16 protein-coding genes are annotated in these 14,779 nt (G+C 60.7%); 10 read left to right on the top strand and 6 right to left on the bottom strand.

Features of this window, described 5'->3' with window-relative positions; genetic code table 11:
* The first annotated feature begins 1 nt into the window (after nt 1).
* From hemC to rsd, 6 genes are all read left to right on the top strand, one after another.
* Entirely contained in the window at nt 2-943 is a 942-nt protein-coding gene (gene hemC / locus C4J83_RS29320; protein ID WP_124418734.1) for a hydroxymethylbilane synthase, read from the top strand.
* Nucleotides 940-1,689: a uroporphyrinogen-III synthase gene (locus C4J83_RS29315; RefSeq protein WP_124418733.1), complete on the top strand. Its 750-nt coding sequence runs from the start codon at nt 940-942 to the stop codon at nt 1,687-1,689. Before hemC ends, C4J83_RS29315 begins: the two co-directional genes overlap by 4 nt.
* Nucleotides 1,690-1,730: 41 nt before the next feature.
* Complete coding sequence (locus C4J83_RS29310) at nt 1,731-2,846, top strand: uroporphyrinogen-III C-methyltransferase (RefSeq protein WP_124418732.1); 1,116 nt, start codon at nt 1,731-1,733, stop codon at nt 2,844-2,846.
* A gap of 5 nt (nt 2,847-2,851) precedes the next feature.
* Nucleotides 2,852-4,093: a heme biosynthesis protein HemY gene (locus C4J83_RS29305; protein ID WP_124418731.1), complete on the top strand. Its 1,242-nt coding sequence runs from the start codon at nt 2,852-2,854 to the stop codon at nt 4,091-4,093.
* A gap of 236 nt (nt 4,094-4,329) precedes the next feature.
* On the top strand, nt 4,330-4,851 hold the full coding sequence (locus tag C4J83_RS29300) for a disulfide bond formation protein B (protein WP_106575815.1): 522 nt from the start codon (nt 4,330-4,332) through the stop codon (nt 4,849-4,851).
* Nucleotides 4,852-5,060: 209 nt separating this feature from the next.
* The gene (rsd, locus tag C4J83_RS29295; protein WP_106575814.1) at nt 5,061-5,519 is read left to right on the top strand and encodes a sigma D regulator; all 459 of its coding nucleotides are present in this window, start codon (nt 5,061-5,063) and stop codon (nt 5,517-5,519) included.
* Between the two features lie 53 nt (nt 5,520-5,572).
* On the opposite strand, the gene C4J83_RS29290 is transcribed toward rsd, so the two are convergent.
* Entirely contained in the window at nt 5,573-6,250 is a 678-nt protein-coding gene (locus C4J83_RS29290) for an FKBP-type peptidyl-prolyl cis-trans isomerase (RefSeq protein ID WP_119737275.1), read from the bottom strand.
* A 192-nt stretch (nt 6,251-6,442) separates the two neighbouring features.
* On the opposite strand from C4J83_RS29290, the gene C4J83_RS29285 reads away from it, so the two are divergent.
* Nucleotides 6,443-7,675 carry an AlgP family protein gene (locus C4J83_RS29285; RefSeq protein ID WP_124418730.1) on the top strand — a complete coding sequence of 411 codons (1,233 nt, stop codon included), beginning with the start codon at nt 6,443-6,445 and terminating at the stop codon, nt 7,673-7,675.
* Here the strand turns inward: C4J83_RS29285 and C4J83_RS29280 are convergent.
* Entirely contained in the window at nt 7,672-8,136 is a 465-nt protein-coding gene (locus tag C4J83_RS29280) for a TIGR02444 family protein (protein WP_119737277.1), read from the bottom strand. The genes C4J83_RS29285 and C4J83_RS29280 overlap by 4 nt on opposite strands.
* 50 nt (nt 8,137-8,186) lie before the next feature.
* On the opposite strand from C4J83_RS29280, the gene C4J83_RS29275 reads away from it, so the two are divergent.
* The 3 genes from C4J83_RS29275 (at nt 8,187) to C4J83_RS29265 (ending at nt 11,391) form a co-directional block, all read left to right on the top strand.
* The gene (locus C4J83_RS29275; protein ID WP_119737279.1) at nt 8,187-10,097 is read left to right on the top strand and encodes an ATP-binding cassette domain-containing protein; all 1,911 of its coding nucleotides are present in this window, start codon (nt 8,187-8,189) and stop codon (nt 10,095-10,097) included.
* Nucleotides 10,097-10,669 carry a mechanosensitive ion channel family protein gene (locus C4J83_RS29270; RefSeq protein WP_106575809.1) on the top strand — a complete coding sequence of 191 codons (573 nt, stop codon included), beginning with the start codon at nt 10,097-10,099 and terminating at the stop codon, nt 10,667-10,669. The genes C4J83_RS29275 and C4J83_RS29270 overlap by 1 nt, the downstream gene beginning before the upstream one ends.
* 89 nt (nt 10,670-10,758) lie before the next feature.
* On the top strand, nt 10,759-11,391 hold the full coding sequence (locus C4J83_RS29265) for a LysE family transporter (RefSeq protein WP_106575808.1): 633 nt from the start codon (nt 10,759-10,761) through the stop codon (nt 11,389-11,391).
* Between the two features lie 138 nt (nt 11,392-11,529).
* Here the strand turns inward: C4J83_RS29265 and C4J83_RS29255 are convergent, their stop codons facing one another.
* From C4J83_RS29255 to C4J83_RS29240, 4 genes are read right to left on the bottom strand one after another with little or no spacing between them, the layout of a single operon-like run.
* On the bottom strand, nt 11,530-12,270 hold the full coding sequence (locus C4J83_RS29255) for a penicillin-binding protein activator LpoB (protein ID WP_124418728.1): 741 nt from the start codon (nt 12,268-12,270) through the stop codon (nt 11,530-11,532).
* 3 nt (nt 12,271-12,273) lie between these two features.
* A complete protein-coding gene (gene lpoB / locus C4J83_RS29250) occupies nt 12,274-12,861 on the bottom strand; it encodes a penicillin-binding protein activator LpoB (protein ID WP_106575805.1) in 588 nt (195 codons plus the stop codon).
* 35 nt (nt 12,862-12,896) lie between these two features.
* Entirely contained in the window at nt 12,897-13,268 is a 372-nt protein-coding gene (locus tag C4J83_RS29245; RefSeq protein ID WP_106575804.1) for a YcfL family putative periplasmic lipoprotein, read from the bottom strand.
* Between the two features lie 10 nt (nt 13,269-13,278).
* A complete protein-coding gene (locus C4J83_RS29240; protein WP_124418727.1) occupies nt 13,279-14,673 on the bottom strand; it encodes a COG3014 family protein in 1,395 nt (464 codons plus the stop codon).
* Nucleotides 14,674-14,779: the final 106 nt, after the last annotated feature.

Genomic DNA, 14,779 nt, shown 5'->3' with positions numbered 1-14,779 from the left:
CATGTCCTCTCGCGAAATCCGCATCGCCACCCGTAAAAGTGCCCTGGCCTTGTGGCAGGCCGAATACGTCAAAGCACGCCTTGAGCAAGCCCATCCAGGGCTGAAAGTGTCTCTGGTGCCCATGGTCAGTCGCGGCGACAAGCTGCTCGACTCGCCATTGTCGAAGATTGGCGGCAAGGGCTTGTTCGTCAAGGAACTGGAAACCGCACTGCTGGAAAACGAAGCTGACATCGCCGTGCATTCGATGAAAGACGTGCCGATGGACTTCCCTGAAGGTCTTGGCCTGTATTGCATCTGCGAGCGCGAAGACCCGCGTGACGCGTTTGTATCCAACACTTACGCGTCGCTGGATGAGCTGCCCTTGGGCAGTGTCGTCGGCACCTCAAGCCTGCGTCGCCAGGCGCAGTTGCTGACTCGCCGGCCGGACCTGCAAATTCGTTTTCTGCGCGGCAACGTCAACACCCGTCTGGCCAAGTTGGATGCGGGCGAATATGACGCGATTATTCTTGCAGCGGCTGGCCTGATTCGCCTGGGCTTCGAAGACCGCGTCACCTCGGCCATCAGCGTAGAAGACAGCTTGCCCGCGGGCGGACAAGGCGCTGTGGGTATCGAATGCCGCACCGCAGACAGTGAAATTCACGCCCTGCTCAAACCCCTTGATCATCAAGACACCGAAGTGCGTGTCACGGCCGAGCGCGCGCTGAACAAACGCCTCAACGGCGGCTGCCAGGTACCGATCGCCTGTTACGCCGTGCTCGAGGGTGAAAACCTGTGGCTGCGTGGTTTGGTAGGCGACCCCGCAGGCGGCACGCTGCTCACCGCCGAGGTTCGCGGGCCGCAGCGTGATGCTACCGCGCTGGGAATTCAGGTGGCAGAAGAGCTGCTGGAAAAAGGCGCCGGTGTCATTCTGCAAAAAATCTATGGCGAGGCTGGTCCGCAGTGACCGACTGGCGTCTGTTGCTGACGCGGCCTGTCGAGGAAGCCATGGCCCTGGCCGCGACGTTGTCCGAGGCCGGCATTTTCAGCAGCAGTCTGCCATTGTTGGCGATCCAGGCCTTGCCGGTGACGGCTGAGCAACAAGCGGTCTTTTGTGATCTGGGCCGTTATAGCGCGGTCATCGTGGTCAGCAAGCCTGCCGCGCGCCTGGCCTTGCAACAGCTGGATCGGCATTGGCCGCAACTGCCCTGGTTCAGCGTCGGCGCGGCCACCGCGCAAGTACTGGCCGATCACGACCTCACTGTTCATTACCCGCAAACCGGCGATGACAGCGAGGCCTTGCTTGCACTGCCCGCCTTGCGCGAGGCTATCGCACACCCCGATGCGCAGGTGTTGATCCTGCGTGGCGAAGGCGGGCGGGAGCTGCTGGCTGAGCGTTTACGCGAGCAAGGTGCTAGTGTCGATTATCTGGAGTTGTATCGTCGCTCCCTTCCGGCGTACGACGCCGGGGAGCTGATGCAACGCATACAGTTGGAACGCTTGAACGGCGTGGTGGTCAGCAGTGGGCAGGGTTTTTTGCACCTGCAAGCGTTGGCTGGCCCCGATTGGCCGCAGGTGGCACGGCTGCCATTGTTCGTGCCCAGCCCTCGCGTCTATGAAATGGCGCGGGCCGCTGGCGCAGAAAAAGTTGTGGATTGTCGCGGTGCGAGTGCCGCGGCTTTGTTAGTGGCGTTGCGCAGCGCTGCCTTGTGAGGCAAGCCGCGCCCACTCTCTGATACGCAAAGGACGGATACGTGAGCGAAACAGCCTTGCCTAAAGATGAAACCCAGCCCGCACTCGATGCGCCGGTTGAGTCACCGGTCGCCGCGCCACGCCGTGGCAATGGCCTGGCAATCGTGGCCTTGTTGCTCGGCGCCGCAGGTGTCGCCGCTGGCGGATGGGGCATTTGGCAGGTCCGCGCCCTGCAAGCCGGCAGTCAACAACAGTCGAGCCAGGTGCAAGCACTCGACGAGCAATCCCAATCCCTCAAGCAGAGCCAGCAACAGCTGACTACCCGACTGGCGCAATTGCCCGGTGCAGATGAGCTGGAAGAACGCCGCCGTCTGGTAGCCCAGTTGCAGGGCGATCAGCAGCGTTTGAGCCAGCGCCTGGAAACCGTGCTGGGTGCCAGTCGCCAGGACTGGCGCCTGGCTGAAGCCGAGCATTTGATCCGTCTGGCCAGCTTGCGTTTGTCTGCCCTGCAGGACATCAACAGCGCGCAGTCACTGGTCCAGGGGGCTGACGAAATTCTGCGCGAGCAAAGTGATCCGGGCTCCTACGCCGCACGCGAGCAACTGGCCAAGAGCCTTGCCGCGTTGCGCAGTACCGAGCAGCCGGACCGCACCGGGCTTTATCTGCAACTCGCCGCGCTGCGCGATCAGGTTGTACAACTGGCGGCTATTGCCCCGGAATATCAGCTCGGCGAGCCGGGCTCTCAAGGTCGTCCGACCAGCGATACGCAAGGTCGCTTGAGCCAATGGTGGGAGGATATTTCCCGCTACTTCCGCATCGACTTCAACCCGGACGACAACATTCGACCGTTGCTCGCCGGTCAAGGCCTGAATCAGGTACGCCTGGCGTTGAGCCTGGCTCTTGAGCAGGCGCAATGGGCTGCGCTCAATGGTGAAACGGCGGTGTACAGCCGTTCCCTGGGCGAGGCGCGCAGTGTCCTGCAAGATAACTTCAACCAGGACAACCCGCAGAGCAAGGCGATGCTTGCGCGTATCGCCGAGCTTGAGCCCAAGGCCGTTTCCGTGGTCACGCCTGACCTGGCGGCCAGCCTGGCCGCCGTGCAGGCCTACCTCGAACGTCGTCATCTGTCTGCCGATGAAGCCAAGGCGTCGGCGGGCACGCCAGCGACCCAGGAGTAGAGCCGATGAAGCGTTTCTATGTGATCCTGGTCCTGGCGATTGCAATCGCCCTGGCGCTGGGCGTGGGCATTTCCAAGCACACCGGCTACGTGCTGATTACCTATCCCCATCTGCTGCATTACGAGTCGAGCCTGTGGGCGACGCTGGTGGCCGTGTTTGCCGTCGGCCTGGCGATCTATCTGATCCGTGTGTTGCTGAGCCTGCTCAGCACCTCCGGTGGAGTGGTCAACCCATGGTCGCGACGTAACCGCAGTCGCCGGGTACAAATTGCGATTGAGCAGGGCCAGCTGGACCTCGCCGAAGGTCGCTGGGCCAGTGCCGAACGCCACCTGCACCGCGCCGCCGAAGCGGAGCGCCAGCCACTGCTGTACTACCTTGGCGCGGCACGCGCGGCCAATGAGCAGGGCCGTTATGAAGAATCCGACGGTTTGCTGGAGCGCGCGCTGGAGCGCCAGCCCCAGGCTGAGCTGGCGGTTGCCTTGAGCCATGCGCAATTGCAGATGGACCGTGGCGATACAGAAGGCGCCTTGGTGACCTTGCAGGCGATGCACGAGCGTCATCCGCACAATCCGCAGGTGCTGCGACAGTTGCAGCGTCTGCATCAGCAGCGGGGCGATTGGTCATCAGTGATTCGCTTGTTGCCGGAACTGCGAAAAGACAAAGTCCTTCCCGCCAGCGAGCTGGCCGAGCTGGAGCGTCGCGCCTGGGGTGAAAACCTCGGGCTGGCGGCCCAGCGTGAAGAGCAGGGTGAAGCAGGCTTGCAGTCTCTTGATCGGGCGTGGGAGCAACTCACATCCGCCCAGCGCCAGGAGCCGCAGCTGGTTCTGGCATACGCCGAGCAACTGCGCCGGCTGGGGGCCGACGCCAAGGCTGAGGACGTGCTGCGCAGCGCCATCAAGCGCGGCTATGACAGCCACTTGATCCGGCTTTATGGTTTGTTGCGGGGCGCTGATTCGGCCCGGCAATTGAAGTTTGCCGAAGGCTGGCTCAAGGATCACCCGCGTGACGCCAGCTTGCTGCTGACCCTGAGTCGCTTGTGCCTGCAAAACAGCTTGTGGGGCAAGGCGCGGGATTACCTTGAAAGCAGCCTGCAGGTTCAACGCAACCCTGAGGCCTGCGCTGAGCTGGCACGGCTGTTGGCCCAATTGGGTGACACCGAGCGCAGCAATCAGCTGTTCCAGGAGGGGCTGGGGCTGCTGGACAGTCGCTTGCTGGCATCACCGTTGCCCATGCCCGCGCGGGTTTGAAGTAGGAAAGTTGGCGAAGGTTGGCTCGGACGTTTCTGAGAGCCAACCCTTCGTTAGCCAGTAAATACTGGGTCTAAAGCGCTACGTAGTAAATTCCTACTGATAGCTGCTTAAAGTCATCCAGGGTCTGACGAGATATCCCTATGCTCTCGCGGAATTGTCTGCTCTAACGAGTATTGAAAGGGGTCAGGCCTTTCCTCTACCGTGACGGCCTATCTCTTGCGGTACGGATAACAATGTCTTTGGCCCCTTCACGCTCCTTGTTTTTCCTGGCGTTCATGGCTGGTGTGCTGACGTTGGGCGCGTCGTTTTATCTTGAGTACGGCGCGTTGCTACGCCCGTGTTTCCTTTGCCAGCTGCAACGTATCTTTCTGGCAGCCTTCACGCTGATCAATCTGGTCGCGGCAATTCATAATCCAAAGCGCTCTGCGGTTTACCTCTACGGGTTTGCCAGCATGGGCTGCGCATTGCTCGGCGCCATCACTGCCGTACGCCAGGTGCTGCTACAAAATGCCGCACCGGGGCAGACCACCGATTGCTGGCCAAGCCTGCACTACATGATTGAAAACCTGTCGCTGTGGCAAGCACTGCAGTTGACCGTCAAAGGCACTGTCGATTGCGTTGAGATCAACTGGACACTGTTCGATCTCAGCGTGCCCGAATGGAGCTTGCTGTTCTTCCTGGCCATGCTGATGCTGGGCATCCTGCAGTTTTCGCGGTTGTTTTTAAGTCGCCGATGGGGTCTCGCAAGGCCTTGAAAGTGTGTCGCGGGTCGTAGGACGGGATTAAACACTTGTATGAACTTTCTCTCCTGCGTACCTTGAAGCCATAGTCATGCGGGCATAATCTGGCCCGCACGCATTATCGAAACCGTTTGCCAAATGCGGCCTTGTCCGGCTGCTGCTTTTATCCTTGAGTGTTGCGCGGGCACAGGCGGCAGCGCCCCCTATAGGGAAGAGAGATCATCATGCTGGAAAGTTGTCAGAATGCTCAGGAACGCTGGGGTGGGGTGCACAAGCTGATCGACAGCTGGTTGAAGGCACGTCACGAACTGGTTCGGGCCTTTGATGCTCTTGGCGCCAAGCCCGAAGCATTGGGTGAGAATCGCGAGCCGCTGCAAGACTTTTGCGCTGTGTTGGTGGACTACGTGTCTGCCGGACATTTCGGCGTCTACGAACAACTGACCAAAGAGGCGGAAGCCTTTGATGATCAGCGTGGTCTGGACTTGGCCGAGACCATCTACCCGCGCATCGATGTCATCACGGAAAAACTGCTGGTGTTCACCGAATTGTGCGATGCCGGCAAATGTGTTGCCGAAAAATTCAAAGAGCTTGGCGGGTTACTGCACGAACGTTTCGAGCTGGAAGATTGCCTGATCGAAGTGTTGCACAACGCTCACAAAGAAGAGGCCGCCACCCAGGCCTGAGCCTTGGCGGCGAGACAAAAAACGGTGCGCATGGCGCACCGTTTTTTATTGGGTCAATGGCGAGTGCCGAGCAGTTCGATCTCGAACACCAGCGGCGTATAAGCAGGGATCAACTCGCCAGCACCGTCGGCGCCATAGGCTTGGGCGGAAGGGATCACCAGACGCCATTTCGCGCCTACCGGCATCTGTTGCAGCGCGCTGCTCCAACCGCTGATCACACTGTCCAGGCGAAACCATTGCGGTTGTGTGCTCTGATCGAAGACAGTCCCATCGGGCAACCGCCCTACGTATTTCACTTGCACCTCATCACTGGCCAACGGCTTGCTGCCGGTACCCGGCGTCAGCTCCGTCAGCAGGATGCCATTCGATAACTCACGCACGCCGGCTGTTGCTTTTTCCTTGGATAAAAATTGCTGTTCGGCAGCGAGTGCTTTTTCGCTTTGCGGTGCCTCAGCCTCGGCCGCGCTCTGTGCTTCGTGCTCGGCGAGGATCTGCTCGATCCGTGCATTGTCCAGCGCCAGTGGTTTGCCTTGATAGGCTTGTTTAAGGCCATCGATCAACGCCTGGATCTGCAGGTCGGGCACTTCCTGGCGCAGTCGTTCGCCGAGGCTGGCGCCCAGGCTGTAAGCAAGGTCGTGCGGGTCTTGGGCTGTAGTTTTTGACGGCGATTGTTCTGCCGCATGGGTCATGGAAACCACCAAGCCAAGCATTAAAAAAAGGTAACGCGACATGGTTATTCTCCCGCCGAAAGTGCGACGGATTATGCCAGTGTGAGTGCGTAAAAAGTGCCGTGGTTTTTCGTTATATCGATAAGAATTTTCCTACGGTGCAACGCAAGGCAAACGATACTGTCAACATGCCCTAGCGGCGGTAAGAGCAGAGGGCTAGTATGAGCCGCACCCACGTCAGCCAGGAGGTAAACCATGTCGGCCAAACAGAAGCCTGTAAATACCCCGTTGCATTTACTCCAACAACTTTCGGGCAGCTTGCTCGAACATCTGGAAAGCGCCTGTTCCCAAGCCTTGGCTGATGCAGAAAAACTGCTCGCCAAATTGGAAAAACAACGCGGTAAAGCGCAAGAAAAGCTGCACAAATCCCGTACCAAACTGCAAGACGCCGCCACCGCCGGCAAGGCCAAGGCACAAGCCAAAGCCAAAGACGCTGTCAAGGAACTTGAGGATCTGCTGGACGCCCTCAAGGATCGCCAAGCTGAAACCCGCACCTACATTTCCCAACTCAAACGCGATGCTCAGGAAAGCCTGAAGCTGGCCCAGGGCGTTGGTCGTGTGAAAGAAGCCGTGGCTAAAGCACTGGGTGCTCGCACGCCAGCAAAAGCCGTTGCGTCGAAGGCTTCGACTAAAGCAGCGTCCAAATCCGCGGGCAAAACTGCTGCTGCAAAACCAGCTGCTAAAACTGCTGCTGTAAAATCAGCCGCCAAGCCAGCCGCTAAAACTGCAGCTGCAAAACCAGCCGCCAAACCAGCTGCCAAAACTGCTGCTGCAAAACCGGCCGCCAAGCCAGCCGCTAAAACTGCTGCTGCAAAACCGGCCGCCAAGCCAGCCGCTAAAACTGCTGCTGCAAAACCAGCCGCCAAGCCAGCCGCTAAAACTGCAGCTGCAAAACCGGCCGCCAAGCCAGCCGCTAAAACTGCTGCTGCAAAACCAGCCGCCAAGCCAGCCGCTAAAACTGCCGCTGCAAAACCAGCCGCCAAGCCAGCCGCTAAAACTGCCGCTGCAAAACCAGCCGCCAAGCCAGCTGCCAAAACTGCTGCTGCAAAACCAGCCGCCAAGCCAGCCGCTAAAACTACTGCTGCAAAACCAGCCGCCAAGCCAGCTGCCAAAACTGCTGCTGCAAAACCAGCTGCCAAGCCGGCCGCTAAAACTGCTGCTGTAAAACCAGCCGTCAAGCCAGCCGCTAAACCCGCTGCTGCAAAACCAGCGGCCAAGCCAGCTGCCAAACCGGCTGCTGCAAAACCAGCTGCCAAGCCAGCCGCAAAACCCGCTGCTGCAAAGCCAGCCGCCAAGCCTGCACCGGCCAAGCCAGCAACCCCTGCAGCTCCGACTGCTACCCCGGCACCGTCCACCACTCCAACTGCGTCGGCCAGCAGCACGCCTGCACCGGTAGCGCCAAGCACCACCCCAACCAGCGCTTCCTAAGTGCCGGTGGCCTCGACGCGCAGCGACTGCAGCGCGTCGTGGTCAAGGTTGGCGGCTTCGGTCGCCAAGCCTTCAAGCCATCTCGATTGACCCCCTTTCTCGCCCGTCGGCCATGTTTGCGCCAGTGCTTGCAGGCGCGTCAGCAACTGCCGTTCAGCTTCCAACTCCAGGGCCTTGACCCTTTCGCGTAGCGTCGCCAATTGCGCATCCTGCTGCGCCATGGCTCGCCATTGCACGCGTATCTGCCGCAATGGTTCGACCACGTCTTGCTGCCACGGCTGCGCAATCTGGCGCAACGCCTGCATGCGTTCGGCGGTCGGTGCAACACCGCGCTGCTCCAGCCAGGCGCCGCAGAGCAACAGGCACACATCCGCGCCTTGTGCCTGCAAGCGCAGGCAAGCGGCTTCGACGCCCGAGTGGGCATACGTCGAGAGGGCAAAGCTCCACAGGTCAGCGCACATATTCACACCCAAGCCAGCGGCCAACGAAGCTGGTAGACTCCGCCGCCATTATGATCCGACTTCAAAGCCTAACATTACAGCGTGGCCCGCAACGTCTTCTTGAAGACGCCGAGCTGACCCTGCACGCCGGTCACAAAGCCGGCCTGATCGGTGCCAACGGCGCCGGCAAATCCACGTTGTTCGCCCTGTTGCTCGGTGAGCTGACCCCGGATTCCGGGAACTGCCTGCTGCCGGCCGACTGGCGCATCGCCCATATGCGCCAGGAGATCGACACCCTGGACCGCATCGCGATCGACTACGTGCTCGATGGCGACCTGCGCCTGCGCCAGGTACAACACGACCTGGCCGAGGCCGAGAAAGCCCAGGACGGCGCCGCCCAGGCCCGCCTGCACTCGGAACTCGACAGTGCCGACGGCTACACGGCCGACGCTCGCGCCCGCAAGATGCTGGCCGGCCTTGGTTTTACCAATGAACAGATGGACCGTCCGGTCGCCGACTTCTCCGGCGGTTGGCGCATGCGGCTGAACCTGGCCCAGGCGCTGATGTGCCCATCCGACCTGCTGCTGCTCGACGAACCGACCAACCACTTGGACCTCGATGCGATCCTGTGGCTGGAGGATTTCCTCAAGAGCTACCCGGGCACCTTGCTGCTGATTTCCCACGACCGGGATTTCCTCGACGCTGTGGTCGACAATATCGCCCACGTCGAACAGAAGAAAATCACGCTCTACCGTGGCGGCTACACCGCGTTCGAACGCGCCCGCGCCGAACGCCTGGCTCAGCAGCAGCAAGCCTTCGAGAAGCAGCAAGCGCAACGTGCGCACATGGAAAGCTACATCGCCCGGTTCAAGGCCCAGGCCACCAAGGCCCGTCAGGCCCAGAGCCGGATCAAGGCGTTGGAGCGCATGGAAGAGCTGTCGGCGGCCCACGTCGATTCGCCGTTCGACTTCGTGTTCCGCGAGTCGGTAAAGATCTCCAGCCCGTTGCTGGACCTTTCGGATGCACGCCTGGGTTATGGCGACAAAACCATCCTGGAGAAGGTCAAGCTGCAGCTCACGCCGGGTGCGCGTATCGGTTTGCTCGGCCCCAACGGCGCAGGCAAGTCGACGCTGATCAAGAACCTGTCGGGTGAGCTGCAACCCCTGGCCGGCCGCCTGACGCGCGGCGAGAACCTGGTGGTGGGCTACTTCGCGCAGCATCAGCTGGATTCCCTCGATTCCAAGGCCAGCCCGTTGCTGCACCTGCAGCGCCTGGCGCCGACCGAGCGTGAGCAAACGTTGCGTGACTTCCTCGGTGGCTTCGACTTTCGTGGCGCACGCATCGATGAGCCGGTGTTGAACTTCTCCGGCGGCGAAAAAGCCCGCCTGGCCTTGGCCCTGATCGCCTGGGACCGGCCAAACCTGCTGCTGCTCGACGAACCGACCAACCACCTGGACCTGGAAATGCGCCTGGCGCTGACCATGGCCTTGCAGGAATTCAGTGGTGCGGTACTGGTGGTGTCTCACGATCGCCACTTGCTCAAGAGCACCACCGACAACTTCCTGCTGGTGGCTGACGGCAAAGTTGAAGAGTTCGACGGCGACCTGGACGACTACGCACGGTGGCTGACTGACTATCGTCTGCGCAACGCGCCAGCCAGCAACACGCCGGTCAACCCGGACAAAACTGACAAGAAGGCCCAGCGCCAGGCCGCCGCCGCACTGCGCCAGCAGTTGGCGCCGCACAAGCGCGAAGCCGACAAGCTGGAAGCCGAGCTGGGCAAGGTGCACGAGCGCCTGGCCAGGATCGAAACCAGCCTGGGCGACAGCGCCGTGTACGAGGCGGCGCGCAAGGACGAGTTGCGCGACCTGTTGGCCGAACAAGCCAAGCTCAAGGTGCGTGAAGGTCAGTTGGAGGAAACCTGGATGGAAGCCCTCGAACTGCTGGAAACCCTGCAAGCGGAGCTGGAGGCGCTGTCCTGATGGAAGCGCTGCAATTGCCATTGCCGACGCAGTGGGTCGAACCGGTCTGGATCGCTGTGCAAATCCTGCTGATCCTGCTGGCGGGTTATCTCGCCCAGCGCTTCGTCGCCAAGGGCCTGAATCGTCTGGGGGAGCGCTACCCGTTCCCGCCACAACTGCTGATGCCCCTGCGTGGCGGCCTGCGCTGGCTGATCATGGGCAGCGCGTTGATCTTTGTGCTGGGCCGTCTTGGTGTGTCAGCCACGGTGCTGTGGACGGCGCTGTCGGGGTTTGTCGCAGTGGCCGCCGTGGCGTTTTTCGCGATGTGGTCGGTGCTGTCCAACCTGCTGTGCGCGATCTTGATTTTCACCGTCGGGCCGTTCCGCCTGGGTGACATCGTCGAGTTGGTGGATACCGTCGACAAACCGGGCGTCAAAGGCCGGGTCGTGGCGATCAACCTGCTCTACACCACATTGATTGAAGTGCAGGACGCCGGTACCGACAGTGCGATGGTGCAAGTGCCTAACAGCCTGTTCTTCCAGCGCTCGGTGCGGCGTTGGCCCGGCACCCATGTGTTTCCGGGCGACCGCTAGTATTTACATCCTGTAAAAATATCTAGCCAGCCTTTGCTCGGCGGAGTTAGCTTTAGGCTCAACCGCTAACTCTCCCTCTGAGGTGTGTAATGGCACTCGACACATGGCTGGCCTTTTTTGTGGCCAGTTGGATCATCTCCCTGTCCCCCGGCGCTGGCGCCATCGCGTCGATGTCCAGCGGCCTGCAATACGGTTTCCTGCGCGGCTATTGGAATGCCATTGGCCTGCAACTGGGCCTGGCGATGCAGATTGCCGTGGTCGCGGGTGGCCTGGGTGCCATTCTGGCGGCGTCCTCGAACGCGTTTTATGCGATCAAATGGTTTGGCGTGGCGTACCTGGTGTACCTCGCGGTCAAGCAATGGCGCGCGCTGCCCATGGACATGAGCGAAGATTCAGCCATACGCCCGATCGGCAAGCCGCTGGCGATGATGTTCCGTGGTTTTCTGGTCAATGCCAGCAACCCCAAGGCGCTGGTGTTCATGCTGGCGGTGCTGCCGCAGTTCGTGAACCCGCAGGCGCCACTGCTGATTCAGTACCTGATCCTGGGCGCGACCATGATCTGCGTCGATATGATCGTGATGGCGGGCTATACGGGGCTGGCGTCGAAGGTCTTGCGCCTGCTGCGCACGCCGAAGCAGCAAAAGCGCATGAACCGCACCTTTGCCGGGTTATTTGTGGGGGCTGCGGGTTTCCTGGCCAGTCTGCATCGCGCAACGGCTTGATTGACGAAACCGGATCAAAAATGTGGGAGCTGGCTTGCCTGCGATAGCATCACCGAGGTGTAACTGACGCACCGCAGTGTCTGTATCGCAGGCAAGCCAGCTCCCACATTTGTTATGTGTTGGCTCTGAGATGAGTGCTCAGCGCAGAATCTTCGGCGCTTCGTCCCTTGGCAGGTTATTGCGCAGCGCAGGCTTGCCGGGTTCTTGATACCCGCCGCCCAGCTGCTCTGCCAATTGTCGGGCCACATCCTCACCCAAGGCTTTGGACACGTCCCTTACCACTCGCGGCCGGTTCAGACTCACGCGTAGATCGCGGCTGTTCACCAGCTTGGTGTCCTGGCCTTCACCCATCGCGGTAAATGCCGAGGTGATCTCGAAGGTGCGCGTGTTGATCAGGCTGAAATCCGCCACCAGCGTCAGGCCCAGCACGGCCGAGTAGCTGTTGGTGTGGTCCAGGGCGTTGATGTCCTGGGTGAAGTCGATGTCTGACAAGGTGCCGAACAGCACGTAGTCGGCGCCCTTGAAGTTGCCGGCCTTGATGCGCTTGATCACGTCATACACATCGCCCTTGGCGTCGGCGGTGTAAGGCGTGCCCTGTACCAGCTGGAAGTGGTGCGACTTGAGAATCTCGCCCTTGATATCACCACTGAATTTACGCAGCTCAGCCTGTTCGATGTAGCTGGTGCGGCTCTCATACTCGCTGTAGCTCGACGCACCGCTGGCCTGATAGGCGCTGGCCTGGAAGTTGTTGCTGGCCGAGACCGCGTGGATGTACTCCTCAACCCGCGCCTCGTAGGCAAGGTCAGTCACCGCGATCTTCGGGGCGGCCGAGGCGCCAAAGGCGCACAGCAGGCCGATCATGCCGATCCATGCACGCATTGCTCAGCGCTCCGTGGTTTTGCGGATTTCTTTCTCGTCCATCCATTCGGCCAGGCCGCTCTCGACGTCGATCAGTTGCAGGCTGAATTTGTAGAAGACGTCTTTGTAGTCCGAGCTGCGCTTGACGATGGAGCTGATGGAGCCTTCCAGGCGGTACTTGGCGGCGACCATATTGCCGGTCTTGCTGACCGTGGCTTTTTTGTACAGGCCGCTCTGGTTTTGCAGCTTGAGCTGATCAACCTGGCTCTGCATATCGGTGTTGTCGCTGGCGAAGCGCGCAGTGCCGGTCTTCATCAGCTGGGTCTTGATCGACGTGGTGATCTCACGAGTGTCGATGTACTCGCTGGTCTTGTTCTTCACGTCATACACCTGCACGACCGGGCGGCCCTGCAAGATGCCGGACTGGGCCAGGGAGCGGGTCATGCTTTCGGCGATCATCTGCAGGTCGGTCGAGCCGAACTCGTTGGTGACCAATTCCACGGCCTTAGAGTCGCCGTAGCTGATGTTCTTGCCGCCAAGGACCGGCGAGGTGTTGGAGCAACCGCTGGCCAACAGGGCAACCACGGCGAGAATCGAGACGCGTGCAAACATGGGGAAATCTCTCTGAAAACTGATAGGTGAAGGCTTCAAGGCGTTTTCACTTCAAGACGAAAGTCCGCCGCCTGAGGCAGGTTGGCGATGGCCGGCAGGAAAGTGGCCTGGTTGGCGTACAGGTTCAGCACTTTCCAGGTTTCTTCATCGCCCACCGGGAAGCCGTCGGCGCCCAGCCAGGCAAAGCGGTAATACATCATCTGGTTGCTGCTGGTGATGTTGCTCAGCTGCACCTTGGCGGTGAGAAAGCCATTTTCGCGGGCCACACGAATGGCACCGACGGCGATGCCCTTGAACGTGCCCATCACCACGATTTTGCTGGCGGCGCTGCCAGGCTCCGGCGGCGGCGGGGTGGCGCAGCCGGCGAGCAGGACCAGCGCCAGGGCGCCGAGAATGAAATGACGCATAGCGTGCTCCTTAAGGTTGTTTGAGGGCGATGGCCTGGTTGGCAGCACTCGGTACCACGTGGGCCGCGAGGCCACCCGCGAATACCTGGTTGCCGACCACGCGCAGGGTGATCACTTGATAGCGCTGGTCGGCCTTGACCGTCACCAGCGTGCCGCCCAGGGCGTTGGGCAGGCTGACCTGGTGGTCGCCGTGCTTGAGGCGCAGTCGCGTCACTTGGGTCAGGTCCGGCAGCGTGCGCCAGGTGCGAGTGTCGGCGCCTTCGGTCACGGCCGAGGCGATGCCCAGCACCAGGCCCGCCATGGGGTTGGTCTTGTTCAGGTTGTTCTGCGTCACGCCACGGCTGACCGCACGCACGGTGGTACGCAGGATGATCCCCGGCATGTCGTCACGCAGGGCGCGGCGCGACATGGCCGTGGTGCTGTTGAGTGCGGTGAGGTTCTGTTGCCTGCCGTCCACGCCGATCTGGGCAAAGGTCGCCGTGGAGTTATCGGCCTTGATCACCGGGAACGACAGCGGGGTGATCACCAGGTTGCCATTGATCGGGATTGGCAATGGCAGGCGGATCGAATCACGTGCCGGTGCCAGGCCGCTCTGGACCACGATCAGCACGTCGGTCTCATCGGCGCCGACCTTGGACTTGTCCAGCTCGAGCAACGCCTGCTCCAGCAGCGGCGTGTTGGGGCGCAGCTCGGCGGCTTTGCGGTAGCCGGGCGCAGCCAGGTCTTTTTCGCCGAGGGCTTCGTAGACGAAGCCTGCCAGGTAATGGCTGAACGCACTCTGGTAGCTGTTTTTCAGGCCGACCACATCCGGCGCGTCCAGCGCTTCCACCGGGTAACCGCGCAGGTCTTTGATCTGAGTGGTGACGCCTTGGCGCTCGGCTTCGTTTTCGCGCTTGAGGTATTCCTTGTCGCGCAGGTCGGCGATCACCGCTTCACGTTCGTGGGTCTTCTTGATCTCGGTGCGGGCACCGTCGAAGTCATTCACGGCCAGCAGGTTCAAGGCCATCTGGGTGGTGAGCATGACTTTTTCGTAGTCATAACCTTCGTAGCGACGCACTTTGTCGTTGACCAGGAAGCTGCCGAACTGGGCGAGGTACTTTTCGCTGTCGAACTTGACCGACTCTTCCCATTTGTAGACTTGCAGGTCGGCGCTGCGCCAGGCGGTCTGGCTGCCGGTGAGGTCGCCCTTGGCGCGCAACAGCTCGCCCTTTTCGAAGAAATAGAGCAGGTCTTTGTCGTCGCCGGTATTGTTTTTTTCCAGCAGGGTCAGGGCACCGTCGACGTTGCCGGTGGCCAACTGTTGGTTGGTGGCTTGCAGCTCCGTGTCGTAGCTGCGAAACATCGAACAACCGGACAGCAAGGTCACCGCCGCGAGCGCGAGCGGGGTTAAGGCGCGAAATGCCATACAAACTTCTTCCCTGAAAATAATCAGCCGATGTGCCTATTCCTCATAAAAACGAGGAAATAAATTCCCTTTCGCAATAACAGGGCGCGGCATTATAGGCGCCATT

Source organism: Pseudomonas sp. LBUM920 (assembly GCF_003852315.1).
GTDB lineage: Bacteria > Pseudomonadota > Gammaproteobacteria > Pseudomonadales > Pseudomonadaceae > Aquipseudomonas.
Note: the sequence above shows the minus strand (reverse complement) of the source record. Positions and strands in the feature narration are given on the sequence as shown.

Bases quoted from the DNA above. Each gene is read 5' to 3' on its own strand.
- hemC (WP_124418734.1), top strand. From the start codon at position 2: ATGTCCTCTCGCGAAATCCGCATCGCCACCCGTAAAAGTGCCCTGGCC.
- C4J83_RS29305 (WP_124418731.1), top strand. From the start codon at position 2,852: ATGAAGCGTTTCTATGTGATCCTGGTCCTGGCGATTGCAATCGCCCTG.
- C4J83_RS29300 (WP_106575815.1), top strand. From the start codon at position 4,330: ATGTCTTTGGCCCCTTCACGCTCCTTGTTTTTCCTGGCGTTCATGGCT.
- rsd (WP_106575814.1), top strand. From the start codon at position 5,061: ATGCTGGAAAGTTGTCAGAATGCTCAGGAACGCTGGGGTGGGGTGCAC.
- C4J83_RS29290 (WP_119737275.1), bottom strand. From the start codon at position 6,250: ATGTCGCGTTACCTTTTTTTAATGCTTGGCTTGGTGGTTTCCATGACC.
- C4J83_RS29285 (WP_124418730.1), top strand. From the start codon at position 6,443: ATGTCGGCCAAACAGAAGCCTGTAAATACCCCGTTGCATTTACTCCAA.
- C4J83_RS29280 (WP_119737277.1), bottom strand. From the start codon at position 8,136: ATGTGCGCTGACCTGTGGAGCTTTGCCCTCTCGACGTATGCCCACTCG.
- C4J83_RS29275 (WP_119737279.1), top strand. From the start codon at position 8,187: ATGATCCGACTTCAAAGCCTAACATTACAGCGTGGCCCGCAACGTCTT.
- C4J83_RS29270 (WP_106575809.1), top strand. From the start codon at position 10,097: ATGGAAGCGCTGCAATTGCCATTGCCGACGCAGTGGGTCGAACCGGTC.
- C4J83_RS29265 (WP_106575808.1), top strand. From the start codon at position 10,759: ATGGCACTCGACACATGGCTGGCCTTTTTTGTGGCCAGTTGGATCATC.
- C4J83_RS29255 (WP_124418728.1), bottom strand. From the start codon at position 12,270: ATGCGTGCATGGATCGGCATGATCGGCCTGCTGTGCGCCTTTGGCGCC.
- lpoB (WP_106575805.1), bottom strand. From the start codon at position 12,861: ATGTTTGCACGCGTCTCGATTCTCGCCGTGGTTGCCCTGTTGGCCAGC.
- C4J83_RS29245 (WP_106575804.1), bottom strand. From the start codon at position 13,268: ATGCGTCATTTCATTCTCGGCGCCCTGGCGCTGGTCCTGCTCGCCGGC.
- C4J83_RS29240 (WP_124418727.1), bottom strand. From the start codon at position 14,673: ATGGCATTTCGCGCCTTAACCCCGCTCGCGCTCGCGGCGGTGACCTTG.